At 69.0% G+C, this 14677-nt stretch carries 14 protein-coding genes and 1 riboswitch; of the genes, 7 read left to right on the top strand and 7 right to left on the bottom strand.

The window, feature by feature from the left end:
• Positions 1-68: 68 nt before the first annotated feature.
• Complete coding sequence (locus tag ACIBK4_RS15885) at positions 69-365, bottom strand: hypothetical protein (protein WP_398995257.1); 297 nt, start codon at positions 363-365, stop codon at positions 69-71.
• 171 nt (positions 366-536) lie between these two features.
• On the opposite strand from ACIBK4_RS15885, the gene ACIBK4_RS15880 reads away from it, so the two are divergent.
• Both ACIBK4_RS15880 and ACIBK4_RS15875 read left to right on the top strand, forming a co-directional pair.
• Complete coding sequence (locus ACIBK4_RS15880) at positions 537-902, top strand: nuclear transport factor 2 family protein (protein ID WP_398995256.1); 366 nt, start codon at positions 537-539, stop codon at positions 900-902.
• Positions 903-1160: 258 nt separating this feature from the next.
• Positions 1161-1245, top strand: a riboswitch (ZMP/ZTP riboswitch).
• A 21-nt stretch (positions 1246-1266) separates the two neighbouring features.
• A complete protein-coding gene (locus ACIBK4_RS15875; protein ID WP_398995254.1) occupies positions 1267-2115 on the top strand; it encodes a bifunctional 5,10-methylenetetrahydrofolate dehydrogenase/5,10-methenyltetrahydrofolate cyclohydrolase in 849 nt (282 codons plus the stop codon).
• Here the strand turns inward: ACIBK4_RS15875 and ACIBK4_RS15870 are convergent, their stop codons facing one another.
• Positions 2116-3015: a CU044_5270 family protein gene (locus ACIBK4_RS15870; protein WP_398995253.1), complete on the bottom strand. Its 900-nt coding sequence runs from the start codon at positions 3013-3015 to the stop codon at positions 2116-2118.
• Between the two features lie 114 nt (positions 3016-3129).
• A complete protein-coding gene (locus ACIBK4_RS15865) occupies positions 3130-3651 on the bottom strand; it encodes an RNA polymerase sigma factor (RefSeq protein ID WP_398995251.1) in 522 nt (173 codons plus the stop codon).
• Positions 3652-3756: 105 nt separating this feature from the next.
• Here ACIBK4_RS15865 and ctaD point away from each other — a divergent pair, with 105 nt between their 5' ends.
• On the top strand, positions 3757-5373 hold the full coding sequence (gene ctaD / locus ACIBK4_RS15860) for a cytochrome c oxidase subunit I (protein WP_398995249.1): 1617 nt from the start codon (positions 3757-3759) through the stop codon (positions 5371-5373).
• A gap of 5 nt (positions 5374-5378) precedes the next feature.
• The gene (locus ACIBK4_RS15855; protein WP_398995777.1) at positions 5379-5720 is read left to right on the top strand and encodes a hypothetical protein; all 342 of its coding nucleotides are present in this window, start codon (positions 5379-5381) and stop codon (positions 5718-5720) included.
• Positions 5721-5783: 63 nt separating this feature from the next.
• Here ACIBK4_RS15855 and ACIBK4_RS15850 read toward each other — a convergent pair whose 3' ends face one another.
• Positions 5784-7742, bottom strand: coding sequence for an RICIN domain-containing protein (locus ACIBK4_RS15850; RefSeq protein ID WP_398995247.1), 1959 nt, complete (start codon positions 7740-7742; stop codon positions 5784-5786).
• Positions 7743-7920: 178 nt separating this feature from the next.
• On the opposite strand from ACIBK4_RS15850, the gene ACIBK4_RS15845 reads away from it, so the two are divergent.
• Positions 7921-9150 carry a glycosyltransferase gene (locus tag ACIBK4_RS15845; protein WP_398995776.1) on the top strand — a complete coding sequence of 410 codons (1230 nt, stop codon included), beginning with the start codon at positions 7921-7923 and terminating at the stop codon, positions 9148-9150.
• Between the two features lie 6 nt (positions 9151-9156).
• Here the strand turns inward: ACIBK4_RS15845 and ACIBK4_RS15840 are convergent, their stop codons facing one another.
• Complete coding sequence (locus ACIBK4_RS15840) at positions 9157-9555, bottom strand: VOC family protein (protein ID WP_398995246.1); 399 nt, start codon at positions 9553-9555, stop codon at positions 9157-9159.
• 131 nt (positions 9556-9686) lie between these two features.
• Between ACIBK4_RS15840 and ACIBK4_RS15835 the strand changes: the two genes are divergently transcribed.
• On the top strand, positions 9687-10670 hold the full coding sequence (locus ACIBK4_RS15835) for a helix-turn-helix transcriptional regulator (protein WP_398995245.1): 984 nt from the start codon (positions 9687-9689) through the stop codon (positions 10668-10670).
• On the opposite strand, the gene ACIBK4_RS15830 is transcribed toward ACIBK4_RS15835, so the two are convergent.
• Positions 10667-11320: a TetR/AcrR family transcriptional regulator gene (locus ACIBK4_RS15830; RefSeq protein WP_398995244.1), complete on the bottom strand. Its 654-nt coding sequence runs from the start codon at positions 11318-11320 to the stop codon at positions 10667-10669. The genes ACIBK4_RS15835 and ACIBK4_RS15830 overlap by 4 nt on opposite strands.
• A gap of 166 nt (positions 11321-11486) precedes the next feature.
• On the opposite strand from ACIBK4_RS15830, the gene ACIBK4_RS15825 reads away from it, so the two are divergent.
• The gene (locus tag ACIBK4_RS15825) at positions 11487-12734 is read left to right on the top strand and encodes a YncE family protein (RefSeq protein ID WP_262056804.1); all 1248 of its coding nucleotides are present in this window, start codon (positions 11487-11489) and stop codon (positions 12732-12734) included.
• A 50-nt stretch (positions 12735-12784) separates the two neighbouring features.
• Here ACIBK4_RS15825 and ACIBK4_RS15820 read toward each other — a convergent pair whose 3' ends face one another.
• A complete protein-coding gene (locus ACIBK4_RS15820) occupies positions 12785-14641 on the bottom strand; it encodes an endoglycosylceramidase (RefSeq protein ID WP_398995242.1) in 1857 nt (618 codons plus the stop codon).
• Positions 14642-14677: the final 36 nt, after the last annotated feature.

Below are 14677 nucleotides of genomic sequence, written 5' to 3'. Positions count from 1 at the left end.
GACTGAGGGCCGTCCGTTTCCGGACGGCCCTCAAGGTCTGCGTGCTCCGCGGGGTCAGTACTGCGGGCTCACGGCTCGATGCTGGGGAGGAGCCCCGTCACCGGCGCGGCCATGTCGGTGACCTGGTGCAACTGCTGGAGGTCGTTCAGGTGGTTCAGGCCCTGCAGCTGACTGGCGACCCGCGGGACCTCCGCCTGGTGCTCGGCGGGGATTTCACTCACCGCGAGCGAGTCCAGCAGGGCGACCGGGCTGACCTTGCCGTCCTTGAAGGCGGGCGCGTCGGCGGCGTTCGCCATCGGCGCCACGAGGCCGGTGACCCCGACGGCGAGTCCAACGGCGGCGGCAATACGTCGTGTTGAGATCATGCCCTCAGCAACGCGGCCGGTCCCCGCGCGGTCACGGGTACCGGGCGCCGCTCACCCGTGAGGCGGAGCGTGCCGCTGCGTTTGCCGACCCCGGTACAACGGAGGAGTCTCGTAGGAGAGGCCCGTCGCGGCTCACTCGGGTGTGGGCCGCGGCCCTCCGAGGAGGTCACCATGGGCACTGCGGCACGCCCCGGCTTCGACACCGAAGCCCTGCGCCGGGGCATCGAAGACCACACAGCGGCGACACTGCTGTCGCTCTACGCGGACGACGCCGAGATCCACGTCGTCGACCACCAGACCCAGCCCAGCCACCCCAAGGTCCTGCACGGCCGGGACGAGATCGGCGCCATGCTCGCCGACGTCTACAGCCGCGACATGACCCACAAGCTGGAGGAGTGCGTCGTACAAGGGGACCGGGTCGCCTACAGCGAGTCGTGTCAGTACCCGGACGGGGCCCGTGTCCTCGCCGAGTCGATGCTCCTGCTGCAGGACGGCAAGATCACCCGGCAGACCATGATCCAGGCATGGGACGGATAGCGGGACTGGTGCCGAGGGTCCGCATCAACACCCGCCTGACCTGGACCTTCTCGGCGACCACGGCACCCGCGCGCTCCGTTGCGACCCGACGCCGAGCACCGGTTTCCGCAGCGGGCGTGCGAGCGTCCGCCGCGCTGCTGGGATCGGTTCTACGGGCGGCACGGTCCCGTTCGTTGCCGGCGCCGCCCGCCGGTCGGACGCGGGGTTTCCGGCATCGCTGAGCGGGCCGGGGCCGTCGTAGGACTGTCGGTTAGGCTGTTCGTGGGTCGTGACTGGCGCTGAGGTGGAGCACCACCGTGGAGCGGCCCACGCGGAGTCGATGCCGTGCGCCTGGGCGATTGGTCAACCAGCTCAGGAGTGGATCATGTCCCAGGCACGCCTCATGGACGGCACCGCGCTCGCGCGGCGCATCGTCGAGGACACCGCGAAGAAGGCCGCCGACCTCACGCAGCGCACCGGTACGGCGCCCTGTCTGGCGACGGTTCTGGTCGGCGCGGACCCGGCGTCGGTCACGTACGTCCGGATGAAGCAGAACCGTTCGCGCAAGGCGGGCATCGAGTCCCGGCACGTCGAACTGCCCGCCACCACGACCACCGCCGAACTGGTCGACACGCTCACCGCGCTCTCCACCGACCCGACCGTGCACGGCATCCTGCTCCAGCACCCGATGGGCCAACACATCGACGAGCGGGCCGCGTTCGAGGCGATCGCGGCGGAGAAGGACGTGGACGGCGTGACCTTCGCGTCGTTCGCGACGATGAGCTTCGGCCTGCCGGGCTTCGTGTCCTGCACGCCCGGCGGCATCATGCGGCTGCTCGACGAGTACGACGTCGACCCGTCCGGCAAGCGTGCCGTCGTAGTCGGCCGCAGCGCGATCCTGGGCAAGCCGGCCGGCATGCTGCTCCTGGCCCGCGACGCGACGGTGACGTACTGCCACTCCCGCACGCGCGACCTCTCGGCGGTGGTCCGCGAGGCGGACATCGTGGTCGCCGCCGTGGGCCGCCCCCGGCTGATCCGCGGCGAGGACATCAAGCCCGGCGCAGTCGTGATCGACGCCGGTTACAACGCGGGCAACGTCGGTGACGTCGACTTCGAATCGGCCGCCGAGCGCGCCTCGCTGATCACGCCGGTGCCGGGCGGTGTCGGCCCGATGACGATCGCCACGCTCCTGGAGCAGACGGTGACGGCCGCCGCCCGGCAGCTCGGGGTGTGATCAGCGGGTCCACGCGCTGTAGTCCATGACGTCCCCGGCCCTGACGCCGTACTCGGGCTGGTCCTTCGTGAAGGTGCTCTCCATTCCGAGGACGGCGCCGGTGGCCGGGTCCATGATCAGCATCAGCCGGGTGGCGGACTGCTGATAGACGTACGCCTGCCCGTGCCGCCCGAGCCGGTCGGTGACCTCCCCCACCGGCCGCAGCCCGTCCGCCCCCGCGAGCAGCCGCGCCAACGCGGCCGACTCACGCGCCCCGAGCGTCCACCGGTCCAGCAACTCCCCGATGACGCCGAGGAGTTCGGGGGTGGTCAACGGCGTCCTGCTGTACGCCGCCTCCTGGAGATAGGCCCGCAGTCCCGCCACGTCGTGCGGCGGCCGGGCATCGGGCGGAACATCGCTCCAACTCGGCGGAAACGTCGTCTCCTTGAGGACACGCCCGCCCTCGACGACACGTTCCGTGTGACTGTCGTCGGCGTTCCAGCGCACGATGCGTTCCTCGGGGACGGTGACCGGTGGCTTGTCGTCGGACATGCCGAGGCTCCATGTCTGCACGTGGGTCCCCTTGCGCAGAGCGGGAGTTCCGTCGGCGGCGGTCGCCACGGCGAGGGCGGCAAGCTGCTTGAGCGATACGGGCGTGGAGTGCGCCTGCACCACGAGTGCCCGTGGAGCCGCCACGGCAGGAGTGCCGGTCGGCCCGCCGAGCACGAGGGTGAGCACGGTCGCACCGACGGCAGCTACGGCCGCGAGGCTCCAGAGCATCCGCCGACGCCGTGAACGCCGTTCATTCACCAGCCGGTTGAGCCCGCGCTCCGCGTGATGGTCAAGCGGCCCGTCGCCGTAGAGGGACCCGTCACTGGTGAACGGGTTGGCGCTACGCAGGAGTTCGAGTTCATCACCCATGGCACTGATCCTTCAAGGGGATAGTGGCAGCATCCCTCAGTGGCGCGGGGAACTGCGCGACCAGCCACGACGGCGCAGCAGCCAACCGACAACGAATCGCGGCACTTCGAACGTTCAACACCCCGCCCCTCCAAGCACCGCAAGCCGATCAATCTCCGCTCTCAACCTCCGCCGAGCCCGATGCAACCGCATCGCCGCCGCCCGCGAACCACACCCGAGGACGACGGCCACCTCGTCCACCCCCAGTTCCTCCCACGCCGTCAACCGCAGCACCTCCCGATCGGCGGACGACAGCCTCGCCAACGCCTCATGCACCCAACCGCCGGGGGCCTCCACATCGGGCCCGACCGCAACCTGCCGACCATGCGCACTCTCGTCGTTGCCCAACCGCTCGACGAGCCGACGCCGCCGCCCGTACCCCCGCACCGCGTTGGCCAGGCAGTTACGGGCCACGCCATACAGCCAGGGCAACGGCACCGGCGGCAGATCCGCACGCCGGCGCCAGGCGACGGTGAAGACCTCCGCCACCACTTCCTCGACCTCACCGCTCCGCCCGTCCAGTCGCCGCGCAACATAGCGGCTGACCGCCCAGTAGTGCTCGCGATAGGCAGCGGCGAAGTTCTCGTCGTTGCTCATGTCCCGTTCGTGTCCGGCACCGGGCCGATCGTCACACCCGATTTCGTGATTCTCCTCGCGTCCTTCGAGTGTGACGTGCGGGCGGGGCGCGGACACAGGCGGGGCGTGAGAGACCTCAAGAGCATCAAGTGGCTGACGACCACGGACCACAAGACGATCGGCACGCTGTATCTGGTCACGGCGTTCGGGTTCTTCTGCATCGGCGGCGTGATGGCGCTCCTCATGCGTGCCGAACTCGCCAGACCCGGCCTGCAATTGATGTCGAACGAGCAGTTCAACCAGGCGTTCACGATGCACGGCACGATCATGCTGCTGATGTTCGCGACACCCCTGTTCGCGGGCTTCGCCAACTGGATCATGCCGTTGCAGATCGGCGCCCCGGACGTCGCCTTCCCCCGCCTGAACATGTTCGCCTACTGGCTGTATCTCTTCGGCTCGACGATCGCGGTAGGCGGATTCCTGACTCCCCAAGGCGCGGCGGACTTCGGCTGGTTCGCCTACTCCCCGCTCTCGGACGCGGTCCGCTCCCCCGGAATCGGCGCCGACATGTGGATCATGGGTCTGGCCTTCTCCGGCTTCGGCACGATCCTCGGCGCGGTCAACTTCATCACCACGATCATCTGCATGCGCGCACCGGGCATGACGATGTTCCGCATGCCGATCTTCGTGTGGAACGTGCTGCTGACCGCCGTCCTGGTCCTGCTGGCCTTCCCGGTTCTCGCCGCCGCGCTCTTCGCGCTGGAGGCGGATCGGAAATTCGGGGCGCATGTCTTCGACGCGGCGAACGGCGGGGCGTTGCTGTGGCAGCACTTGTTCTGGTTCTTCGGGCATCCAGAGGTGTACATCATCGCGCTGCCGTTTTTCGGCATCATCTCCGAGGTCATCCCGGTCTTCTCCCGCAAGCCGATGTTCGGCTACATGGGACTGATCGCCGCGACCATCTCGATCGCAGGCCTCTCGGTGACGGTCTGGGCGCACCACATGTACGTCACCGGCGGAGTCCTCCTCCCGTTCTTCTCCTTCATGACCTTCCTCATCGCCGTACCGACCGGCGTGAAGTTCTTCAACTGGATCGGCACCATGTGGAAGGGGTCCCTGTCCTTCGAGACCCCGATGCTCTGGGCCACCGGCTTCCTCATCACGTTCGTGTTCGGCGGCCTGACCGGCGTCATGCTCGCGTCCCCGCCGCTCGACTTCTCGACCTCCGACTCGTACTTCGTCGTCGCCCACTTCCACTACGTCGTGTTCGGCACGGTCGTGTTCGCGATGTTCTCCGGCTTCCATTTCTGGTGGCCGAAGATGACCGGCAAGATGCTCGACGAGCGCCTGGGAAAGCTCACCTTCTGGACGCTGTTCATCGGCTTCCACGGCACGTTCCTGGTCCAGCACTGGCTGGGCGTGAACGGGATGCAGCGCCGGATTCCCGACTATCTGGCGGTGGAGGGCCTCACGACGCTCAACACGGTGTCGACGATCTTCTCGTTCCTGCTCGGCCTGTCGTTGCTGCCGTTCTTCTACAACGTCTGGAAGACGGCCAAGTACGGCAAGAAGGTCGAGGCCGACGACCCGTGGGGCTACGGCCGTTCACTGGAGTGGGCGACCTCGTGTCCGCCACCTCGGCACAACTTCGTCTCCCTCCCCCGCATCCGCAGCGAGTCCCCGGCGTTCGACCTCCACCACGCCGATATCCCGGCCCTGGAACGGGAGTTGACACCCCGGTGACCGCCATGGACGAACACCCCGTCGACACCGGGGCCTTCCTCAACGACATCGAGGGCCATCTGCTGATCGCCGCCGCGCACGCGGAGGGCCGTACCGCCGCCGCCCGTTTCACGGCACGGCTCGACTGGCTCACCGATGCCCAACGGGCCGAGGTGGAGCGGCAGTTCGAGGTGGAGTACCTGGCGCTCAGCCGTCTGTCGTGGCAGCGCACGGCCGAGCGGGGCCGTCAACTGCGGGACGAGTACGAGGAGACGTACCGACGACTTCGACAACGCACGCTCGCCTATTGCCTGTTGGCGTGTGCCCTGTTCGCGGCGACCGGCCTGGTCACCCTCGCGCTCGCCTAGGGACGCGTGTCCCGCCGGTCCTGACGACCGGCGGGACGATGTGCCGTGCGGGAGCCGGTACGGCTACGTCAGCGTCCACTTCTGGTTGTTCGCCGTGCCGCAGGTGTAGAGGATCAGCAGGGTGCCGTTGGCCGTGGCGGCGCCGGACGCGTCCAGGCAGAGGCCCGCGTTGACGTTGGTCAGGGTGCCGTTGGAGTTGACGGTCCACTTCTGGTTGTTCTGGCCGTTGCAGTCCCAGATGACGACCTTGGTGCCGTTGGTGGTGCCGCTGTTGTAGGCGTCCAGGCACTTGTTGCCGTAGACCACGAGTTCCTTGCGGGAGGTGTACGTCCAGGCCTGGTTCTGGCCGCCGTTGCAGTCCCAGATCTCGGCCTGCGTGCCGTTGGTGATGGTGTTGTTGTAGACGTCGGCGCAGCGGCCGGACCCGGTGCCGACGACCAGATTGCCGTTCGTGCCGGGGATGGGCTGGACGTTGATCGCTCCCAGGGTCGGCAGTGAACTGCCGGTGAAGGTGAGGGAGTTGGCGGAGCCCTTCGACAGATCGACCTGGACCGAGACCGTGCCCTGGCTGGATCCGGTCGGCGGGAAGGAGACCGTCGTCGCGGTCTGGCTGTTGACCTGGAGGGTGCCGGTGACGGCGGTGGAACCGGTGTTGGTGTAGGGGATGTCGACGACGTCCAGGCCGGTGCTCGCCGCGCTGACCGAGGTGTACTTGCCGGTGGAGGTGGCGGCGTAGTTCGTGCTCGCCGCCTCGGTGCCGCCGCTCACCTTCAGCATCACCGAGCCGCCCGCCGGGACGCTGGCGGTGTAACTCGTGGCGTACGAGCCGACGTTCGACTGCGCCCAGAGGTCGCGGACCGTGGCGGAGGCGCTGGTCAGACCGAGGTCGGACCAGCGGACGGTGATGTTCGCGGCGGACGAGGTGCGGTTGAGCAGCACGACCGCGCGGTTGCCGGTGCCGGAGAGGACCCTGCCGTAGACCTGGAGGCCGGTGGTGTCCTCGGCGACCTTGACGCCCTGGAGTCCGCGCGCGTCCTGGTCGACGGCGACGACGTCCGAGTTCTTGAGGATGGCGGCGGTCTCACTGGTCATCGTGGTGAGGTCGTTGCCGGCGAGCAGCGGGGCGCCGGAGATCGCCCACAGGGCCATATGGGTGCGGTTCTGGGCCGCCGTGAGGCCGGACATGCCGACGGTGAGCATGTCGGGGTCGTTGTAGTAGCCGGTGTGCTGGGCGGCCGGGTGCAGGGTCTGGTCGAAGTTGGAGAGCACGCTCGCCTGGGACGCCGTGCCGCCGTAGTAGTAGATGTCCGTGCTGGTCCGCCACATGGGGGCGAGGCCCGTGGCCCAGTTCCAGGTGTTCTGGTAGCCCCAGTTGCAGATCGAGAGGGTCAGCGCGCGGCCCGTCGTGGCGGTGGCCTTGGCGACCGAGGCGCTGATCGCCTTGTACGCCGTCGCCGCGTCGAGGCCCTCGGCGTCGCCGCCGCACCAGTCGACCTTCACGAAGTCGAAGCCCCACTGCGAGAATTGGAGCATGTCCTGGTCGTAGTGGCCCTCGCTGCCGGTGTTCGCGGCGGCGGGGCGGCCCGTCGGGTAGTAGTAGCCGCAGCCGTTCGCGCCGGCGTCCGTGTAGATGCCGGCCTTGAGGCCCTTGCTGTGGATGTAGTCGGCGATGGCGCTCATCCCGCCGGGCCACTCACTGGTGTCGACGGTGATGTTGCCCGCGCTGTCGCGGGTGCCCTGCCACCAGCCCTCGTCGATGTTGATGTAGTTGTAGCCGGCCGCCGGGAGTCCGGAGGCGACGAACGCGTCGACCTGCGCCTTGATGACGCTGTAGTCGATCTTCGCGGCGAAGCTGTTCCAGGAGGCCCAGCCCATCGGGGCGGTGGGCACGGCTATTTGACGGGTCGTCGAGGCGACCGGGGCCGTGTGGAGGGGGTCCGCGGGGGCGGGTCTGGTGAAGAGAAGCAGGGTGACTGCTGCCGCGACCATCGCGAGGACGCGCAGGACGGGGGTGCGGAACATGCGGCTCCTTTGCCGATATTTTCGAAATCTCGAACAAGGATCGAGTAATCGAACGAAACAGCGCGCTGAAAATAGAGCCGCCAGAGGACGAAGTCAACGGCTGTGACACGAGGGGCACTTGGAATCCCCCACCCGTCGCCCACCGGACGGGATACTGACCGGCGTGCGCGTAGCGATCATGACGGCGGGATCCCGGGGCGACGTCGCCCCCTACACCGGACTCGGGCATGCCCTGGCCCGCGCGGGACACGAGGTCACCCTCGTCACCCACGCGGGTTTCGCACCCCTGGTGGCGGGCTCGGGCGTCGCCTTCCACCCTCTTCCGGTGGACCCCCGGGCCGAGTTGGAGTCCTCACGGGGGCGCGGACTGCACCGCAGCGCCTCGGGCGGGGGCAAGCTGCTGCGCGTGGTCGCGATGGCGCGGGCCCTGGTTGGACGGATGACCGACGATCTGCTGACGGCGGCCCGGGCGAGCGAAGTGCTGTTGCTGTCCAGCTCGTTGGGGCCGCTGGGGCATGCCATCGCCGAGGGGCTGTCGTTGCCGAGCATGGGCGTGTACCTCCAACCCCTGGCACCCACACGGGAGTTCGCGCCACCGGTGCTCGGCGGCGGCTCCTGGGGCGCGGTCGGCAACCGGGTCGCCGGGCGCGGGGTGAACCGCGCGGTGGAGCACGTCTTCACCACCGCCGTACCGGAGTTGAGGTCCCGTCTGGGTCTGCCCCGCACCCGTCCCGGCGCCGCGCTCAGGGCCCGCGACCGGCACGACTGGCCCGTCCACCACGGCTTCAGCCCCCTGATCGTGCCCCGCCCCGCCGACTGGCGGCCCGGACTGACGGTGACCGGCTACTGGTGGCCGTACGACGGCGGCGCCCAACTCCCGCCGGAACTACGGGACTTCCTCGACTCCGGCCCGGATCCGGTCTTCGTCGGGCTCGGCAGCGCCACCGTGCCCGATCCGGAGCGGCTGAGCGCCGAGATCGTGCGCGCACTGCGCCGGGCCGGGCTGCGCGGGGTGATCCAGCGCGGCTGGGGCGGCCTCGAAGCGACCGGCGACGACGTCCTGACCGTGGGCGAGGTCCCGCACGCGGCGCTGTTCCCGAGGATGGCAGCCGTGGTCCACCACTGCGGCGCGGGCACAACGGCGGCCGGGCTGCGCGCCGGGGTACCTGCCGTGCCGGTGCCGATCCAGTTCGACGAGGGCTTCTGGGCCGCCCGCCTGGTCGCCCTGGGCGTGGCTCCCCGCGCCGTACCGCTGCGAGGCCTGACCGCCGACTCCCTCTCCGCCGCACTCGTACGGGCCACGCGTGAACCGGGTCATGCCGAACGCGCGCGGGACCTGGGCGCGCGGGTGCGGGCGGAGGACGGCTTCGCGCCCGTGCTGGCCGCGCTCGACAGGCTCGGCGGATAGGTCCGCTCAGCGCTCCTGCCGCGCCACGGCCTCGGGCGTCACCGGCGTGAAGAAGTTGATCAGGTTGCCGTCGGGGTCCCGGAAGAGCAGGGAGCGGTTGCCCCAGGGCATCGTCGTCGGCTTCTGGACGATCTCGCAGTCGAGCGGCGCCAGACGCTCGTACTCGGCGTCGACATCGGCGACCCGGAACTCCGTGATCACCGAGTGGTTGGCGGCGGGACGTGCGGAGTCGGTGCCGAACAGGGCCACGGTGCGGGTGCTCGCGATCGCCAACGTGCAGGCAGGCGTGGCGAGTTCGGCGAAGTCGGGGGACGACCAGGCGGCCGTGACGCCGGTGACCCGTTCGTAGAAGCCGACGAGGCGGGCGACGTCGTCGGTGATGACGCGGATCGAGACGAAGTTCATGAGGACGTCCTGTCAGAGGTCGAGAATCCGAGACCGGATGCGGTGCCGGATGAACCCCCTTGAGGGGGCGTCCCTCACGCTAGGACCCATACCGGACAGCTTCCGCCCGGTATCCGAGGCAGACTTTCGGGGTGACCACCTCGACCGCCCGCGTGCTCGCCCTGCTGGAGATCCTCCAGGGCGGCGGCCTCCGCACCGTCCCCGACCTGGCGGCCCGCCTCGGCGTCGACGAACGCACGGTCCGCCGCTACGTCGGCCACCTGCTGGAACTGGGCGTGCCGGTCGACTCGGTCCGTGGCCGCTACGGCGGCTACCGGCTCGCTCCGGGCTATCGGATGCCCCCGCTGATGCTCACGGATGAGGAGGCCCTGGCCGTGGTGCTGGGTCTCCTGGCCGGCCGTAGGGCGGGGCTCGTCACGACGTCCACGGCGGCGGGCGAGAGCGCCACGGCGAAGCTGCTCCGGGTGCTGCCCGCCGCCCTGCGCCGACGGCTGGACGCCCTGCTGGACACGGCGGACTTCACCGCGCGGTCCCGTCCCGCCACCGCGCCGGAGACCGGGGTGCTGCTGGAACTCGCCGAGGCGGCGCTCCATCGGCGGCCGGTCGCCATCGGCTACACCGACCGGAAGGGCCGGGCCGGCGACCGTACCGTCCTGCCGTACGGTCTCGTGGCGCATGCCGGGCGGTGGTATCTGACCGGCGCGGACCCGGCCGACGGGGAGGTGCGCACCTTCCGGCTGGACCGGATCACCGACATGAGCGTCCGGCCGGGTTCGTTCGCCGTACCGGACGATTTCGACCCGGCGGCCACGGTGCTGAACAGCCTCGCGCGTACGCCGTGGACGCACGATGTGGCGTTGCGGATCCGGGGCGAGGTGCCGCACATTCGGCGTCATCTCCCGGCCGAGATCGCCACGCTGTCCACGCCCGCCGGGGCGGTGGACGACGACTGGGTCCATGTCCGTATCCGGGCCGAGCGGCTGGACTGGATCCCGCCCGTTCTCGCCGCCCTCGACCGCCCGTTCGTCATCGAACGCCCCGCCGCGCTGCGCGATCTGGTCCGTGCGCTGGCCCGCCGCCTGGAGGAGCACGCGGCGGGCGACGACTCCAACTAGCGCTTCCAGCCGGGCGGTTGCATGATGCCGAGCAGTTGGCGGACCAGTTCCTCGACGACCTCGTCCAGTGTGGCGTCGACCCAGCCCGCGCTCCAGTCGTGGAGGAGGCCGTTGACGCTGCCGATGAAGGCCGCCGCGGCGATGCGGTAGTCGCGCCGCGCCGCCTCCCCACGCTGGGCGGCCGCTCTCGCCTCGGCGCAGATGAGGTTGATCCAGCGGGCACGGCGGGCCAGCCGCTGTTCCTCCAGCCGGGCGCTGACGCCGATGATCTCGACGAAGGTGATGCGGATGCGGCGCGGATCGACGGTGACGTTCGCGGCGTACGCCTGGAAGATCGCGGTGGACCGCTCGGCGAGCGGCAGGCCCTCCGCCGATTTCAGCGCCACGAGCACGGCTTCCTCGGCCCAGTCGTTGACCTGGAGGTGGAGCGCGGCCAGGACGTCCTCCAGGCTGCGGAACTCCTCGTAGAACTGCCGGGTCGACAGGCCGGCGGCCTCACTGAGGGCAGCCACGGTCGTGCCGCGGTAGCCGGGGGTGTCGCCGAACAGCTGGAGCGCGGCGTCCAGGAAGCGTCCGCGCCGCTCGGCCTGCCGTTGCTCGGCGGACTTGCCGCCGTAACGACCGGTCGGCGCCTTGAGCCTGCCCGCCACTGTCACACCCCTGTCTTGTCGACCATCGGCCAATCTTGTCGTGTCCACAGTCTTGCGGAGAAGAGGGTCCGTCCTTACTTTTCAGTAAGTTCATTCTGAATTCGCGCGTGTTCAGATTTCTTCACGCCACCTCGGCACCCCTCTCACCTCACAGAAGAGAGCAGTCATGCCTGCCTTCAGACCCAGGCACCTTTGCTCCATGGCCGCCGCACTCGTCCTGACCGTAGCCGCTCCCGCCACGGCCGCCACAGCCGACTCCTCCGCCGCCCTGCGCGAGGTGCTCTTCGTCGGCAACAACTGGGACGGCACCGCGGACGTCATCAAGTCCACCGGCGACTTCGCGAAGATCGGGGAGATCAACATCGTCCCCGACAAGGCGGCACGGCTGGCGGAGATCAACGCCGATCCGATCAAGTGGATCTACTACACGTCCATCCACAACGAGGTCGGACAGGGACACGACCAGTACGTGGACGACATGTACTCCACGCCGGACGGCAAGTCCCTCGTCGTCTCCCGCCCCAGCTTCGCCGACGTCGTGTCGATCAATCTGGCCACCGACACCATCAACTGGCGTTTCCCGGTGGCCGGTTACCGCGCCGACCACATGGCGGTCTCGCCCGACGGCACGCGCGTCGCGGTCTCGGCCTCGACCGCGAACAAGGTGCAGGTGCTGGACATCAACACCGGCGCCGAACTGGGTGAGTTCGCCACCGGCGACAAGCCGCACGAGAACTTCTTCACCAACGGCGGCAAGTACATCTGGAACATGGCGATCGGCGAGGTCACCACCTCCCTCGACGATCCGGCCTGGGACTGGACCAAGGGCGACCGGCACATCACCGTCGTCGACGCCACCACGTTCAAGCAGGTCAAGATCATCGACATGCGGGACCGGCTGGACGCGATCGGCCTCACGAACTTCTCGGACGCGGTCCGCCCGGCAGCCTTCACACCGGACTGGTCCAAGCTGTACTTCCAGGTGTCGTTCTTCAACGGTTTCCTGGAGTACGACGTCGCCACCGACAAGATCACCCGCGTGAAGACACTCCCGGCGAATCCCGCGACCAGCACCGACCGCACCACCTGGCTGCTCGACTCGCGTCATCACGGCATCTCGATGAACCCCGAGGGCACCAAGCTGTGCGTCGCCGGGACGATGGACAACTACGCGACGGTCGTGGACCGGGCCACCCTCCAGGAGGGCCCGCTCGTCACGGCGTCCACGCCGTACTGGGCGACCGTGAGCGGTGACGGCAAGGACTGCGTCATCTCGGAGGCCGGCGCCGACCAGGTGACGGCCATCGACTTCGCCACCGGGCAGAAGGTGCTCTCCGTTCCGGTGGGCGACCATCCGCAGCGTGTACGGCTGGGCCATGTGCAGGCCGACTGGACGAGCCCGTCCGGGAGTTGAGCGAACGGCAACGGCACCGGTCCTCTCGGGGACCGGCGCCGTTGCGTTTGTCAGCTGTGCGCCGCCGCCCAGGCGGTCAGTTCGGACTTGGCCGCGCTCAGCAGCGTCGAGGAGGGGCTCGACGCGCCGTTGGTGATCAGGGCGTAGTGCAGGGTTCCGGAGCCGGTGGCGGAGAGCAGGAGGCGGTGGCTGCCGGTGCCGCCCGGTTCGTTGGCGAAGCCGATCGGGGTCGACGACGTGTACGCCGGGACGCCAGAGATCGCTCCCAGGTCGGAGACCACGGTGGTGGACGCGGCCGGGAAGGACGCCGGGAGGTGGAGTTCGGTCGGGGCGGTGGAGCTGTTGGAGCGCCACATCAGCAGGCCGTACTGGCCGGAGCCGACCAGCGAGGACACGTTCGGGAGCGAGCTGGGGACCGGGTTCCAGGTCAGGGTCGTCGAGCCGTCGCGGGAGCGGTCCTCGTAGGTGAAGGCGACCGTGGTGCCGGCGGTCGCGCTCGGGTAGATCCGGTCGAGCAGCCGGGCGTCCTGACGGAGTGTCACCGTTCCGGAGTCGGTCATGTTGACGGCGGAGAGGTCCTCGTCGTTCCAGGCGTCGCCGGAGGTGAGCACCTTGTCGGCGTTGTCGTTCATCAGCTCGTGGTGACGGCCGTTGTAGATGTCCCACTGCCATTGGGTGCCGGACAGAACCGGACCCGAGCCGGCCGGGTTGGACCACCAACTCGCCCCCGGCAGACGGGAGTCGAGGGCCTGGTACATCGCCTTGAGTACGGTGGGCGCCTTGCCGGAGACCGTTCCGGACAGCGGGTGCCCGAACTCGCTGACGATGGCGGCGGTGCCGGCCGCGGCGGCCCGGTCACGAACCGTCCCGAAGTCGGTCGAGTACTGACCGTCGGCCGCGTTGCCCCACATCAGGATCCCGGAGATCGCCTTCTGGTCGTAGAAGTGGGTGTTGAAGACGTACCGCGAGCCGAGCGTGCCCGCGTCCAGAAGTCCCCCCTCCTGCACCTGACTTGAGATGTTGGAGTTCCAGAAGAGGTTCGGCTCGACGAGGGCGGGCTTGGCCGTCCAGCCGGCCGCGTCCATCCGGGCCCGGAACTTCACGTAGAACGGCCACAGCACGTTCTGTTCCCAAGTGCGGCTGGTCTGGCCGGAGTCGTAGGTGCCGGCGAAGGGTTCGTTGTACGGGTCGAAGCCGACGACACCCGCGAACTCGTCGGTGCTCAGGTGCTGTTGGATGTACGTCATGGTCGACTGGGCGGTGGCGAGGAAGGAGTCCTGGAGGCCGTAGTTGTTGTGCCAGAAGTCGTACTGCGCCTTGGTCACGGCCGAGTTCTGGGTGATGTTCTGACCCCAGAAGAGGCAGATGCCGCAGGACTCCTGCGGGTAACCCCCCAGCGCCACGGCCCACTTGGGGGCGCCGTCGCCGGTGTACCAACTTCCGCTGTTGAACAGGTACTTGGAGTAGAGGTCCTGGTGGAAGTCGGGGTAGACGCGGATGCCGACGTCGAGGAACGCCTGCATCTGCGCGGTGGCGGCGGCCAGGTACGCGGTGTCGACCTGGCCTCGGACGGGTTCGGCGTAAGCCCAGGAGAGCAGGAAGCGGACCGAGTTGCCGCCTCCGAGGGCGCGCAGCGCGGTCGCGGACTTCTTCGCGTCGGCGACCGAGGCGAAGGGGAGACCGTCGTTCTCCGCCAGTTTGGTCTCACCGGAGACGTTGTAGCCGCGCAGCACGACCTGGCGGCCGTAGCTGTCCACGAAGCTGCCGTTCTGCACGGTCAGCGCTGAACCGTCGAACCAGAGGGAGTCGGTTGGGGTGGCGGCGGTTGCTGGCCCAGCGCCCAGCACCGACAGGAATCCGCAGAGGACAACCAGGACAACGATCAAACGCGCCCGGATATTCGTCATGTCCACTACAGTCCGGTGATTTCCGGACACTGTCAA

The organism is Streptomyces sp. NPDC050528 (assembly GCF_044457795.1).
In the GTDB taxonomy this organism is placed as follows: Bacteria; Actinomycetota; Actinomycetes; order Streptomycetales; family Streptomycetaceae; genus Streptomyces.
Note: the sequence above shows the minus strand (reverse complement) of the source record. Positions and strands in the feature narration are given on the sequence as shown.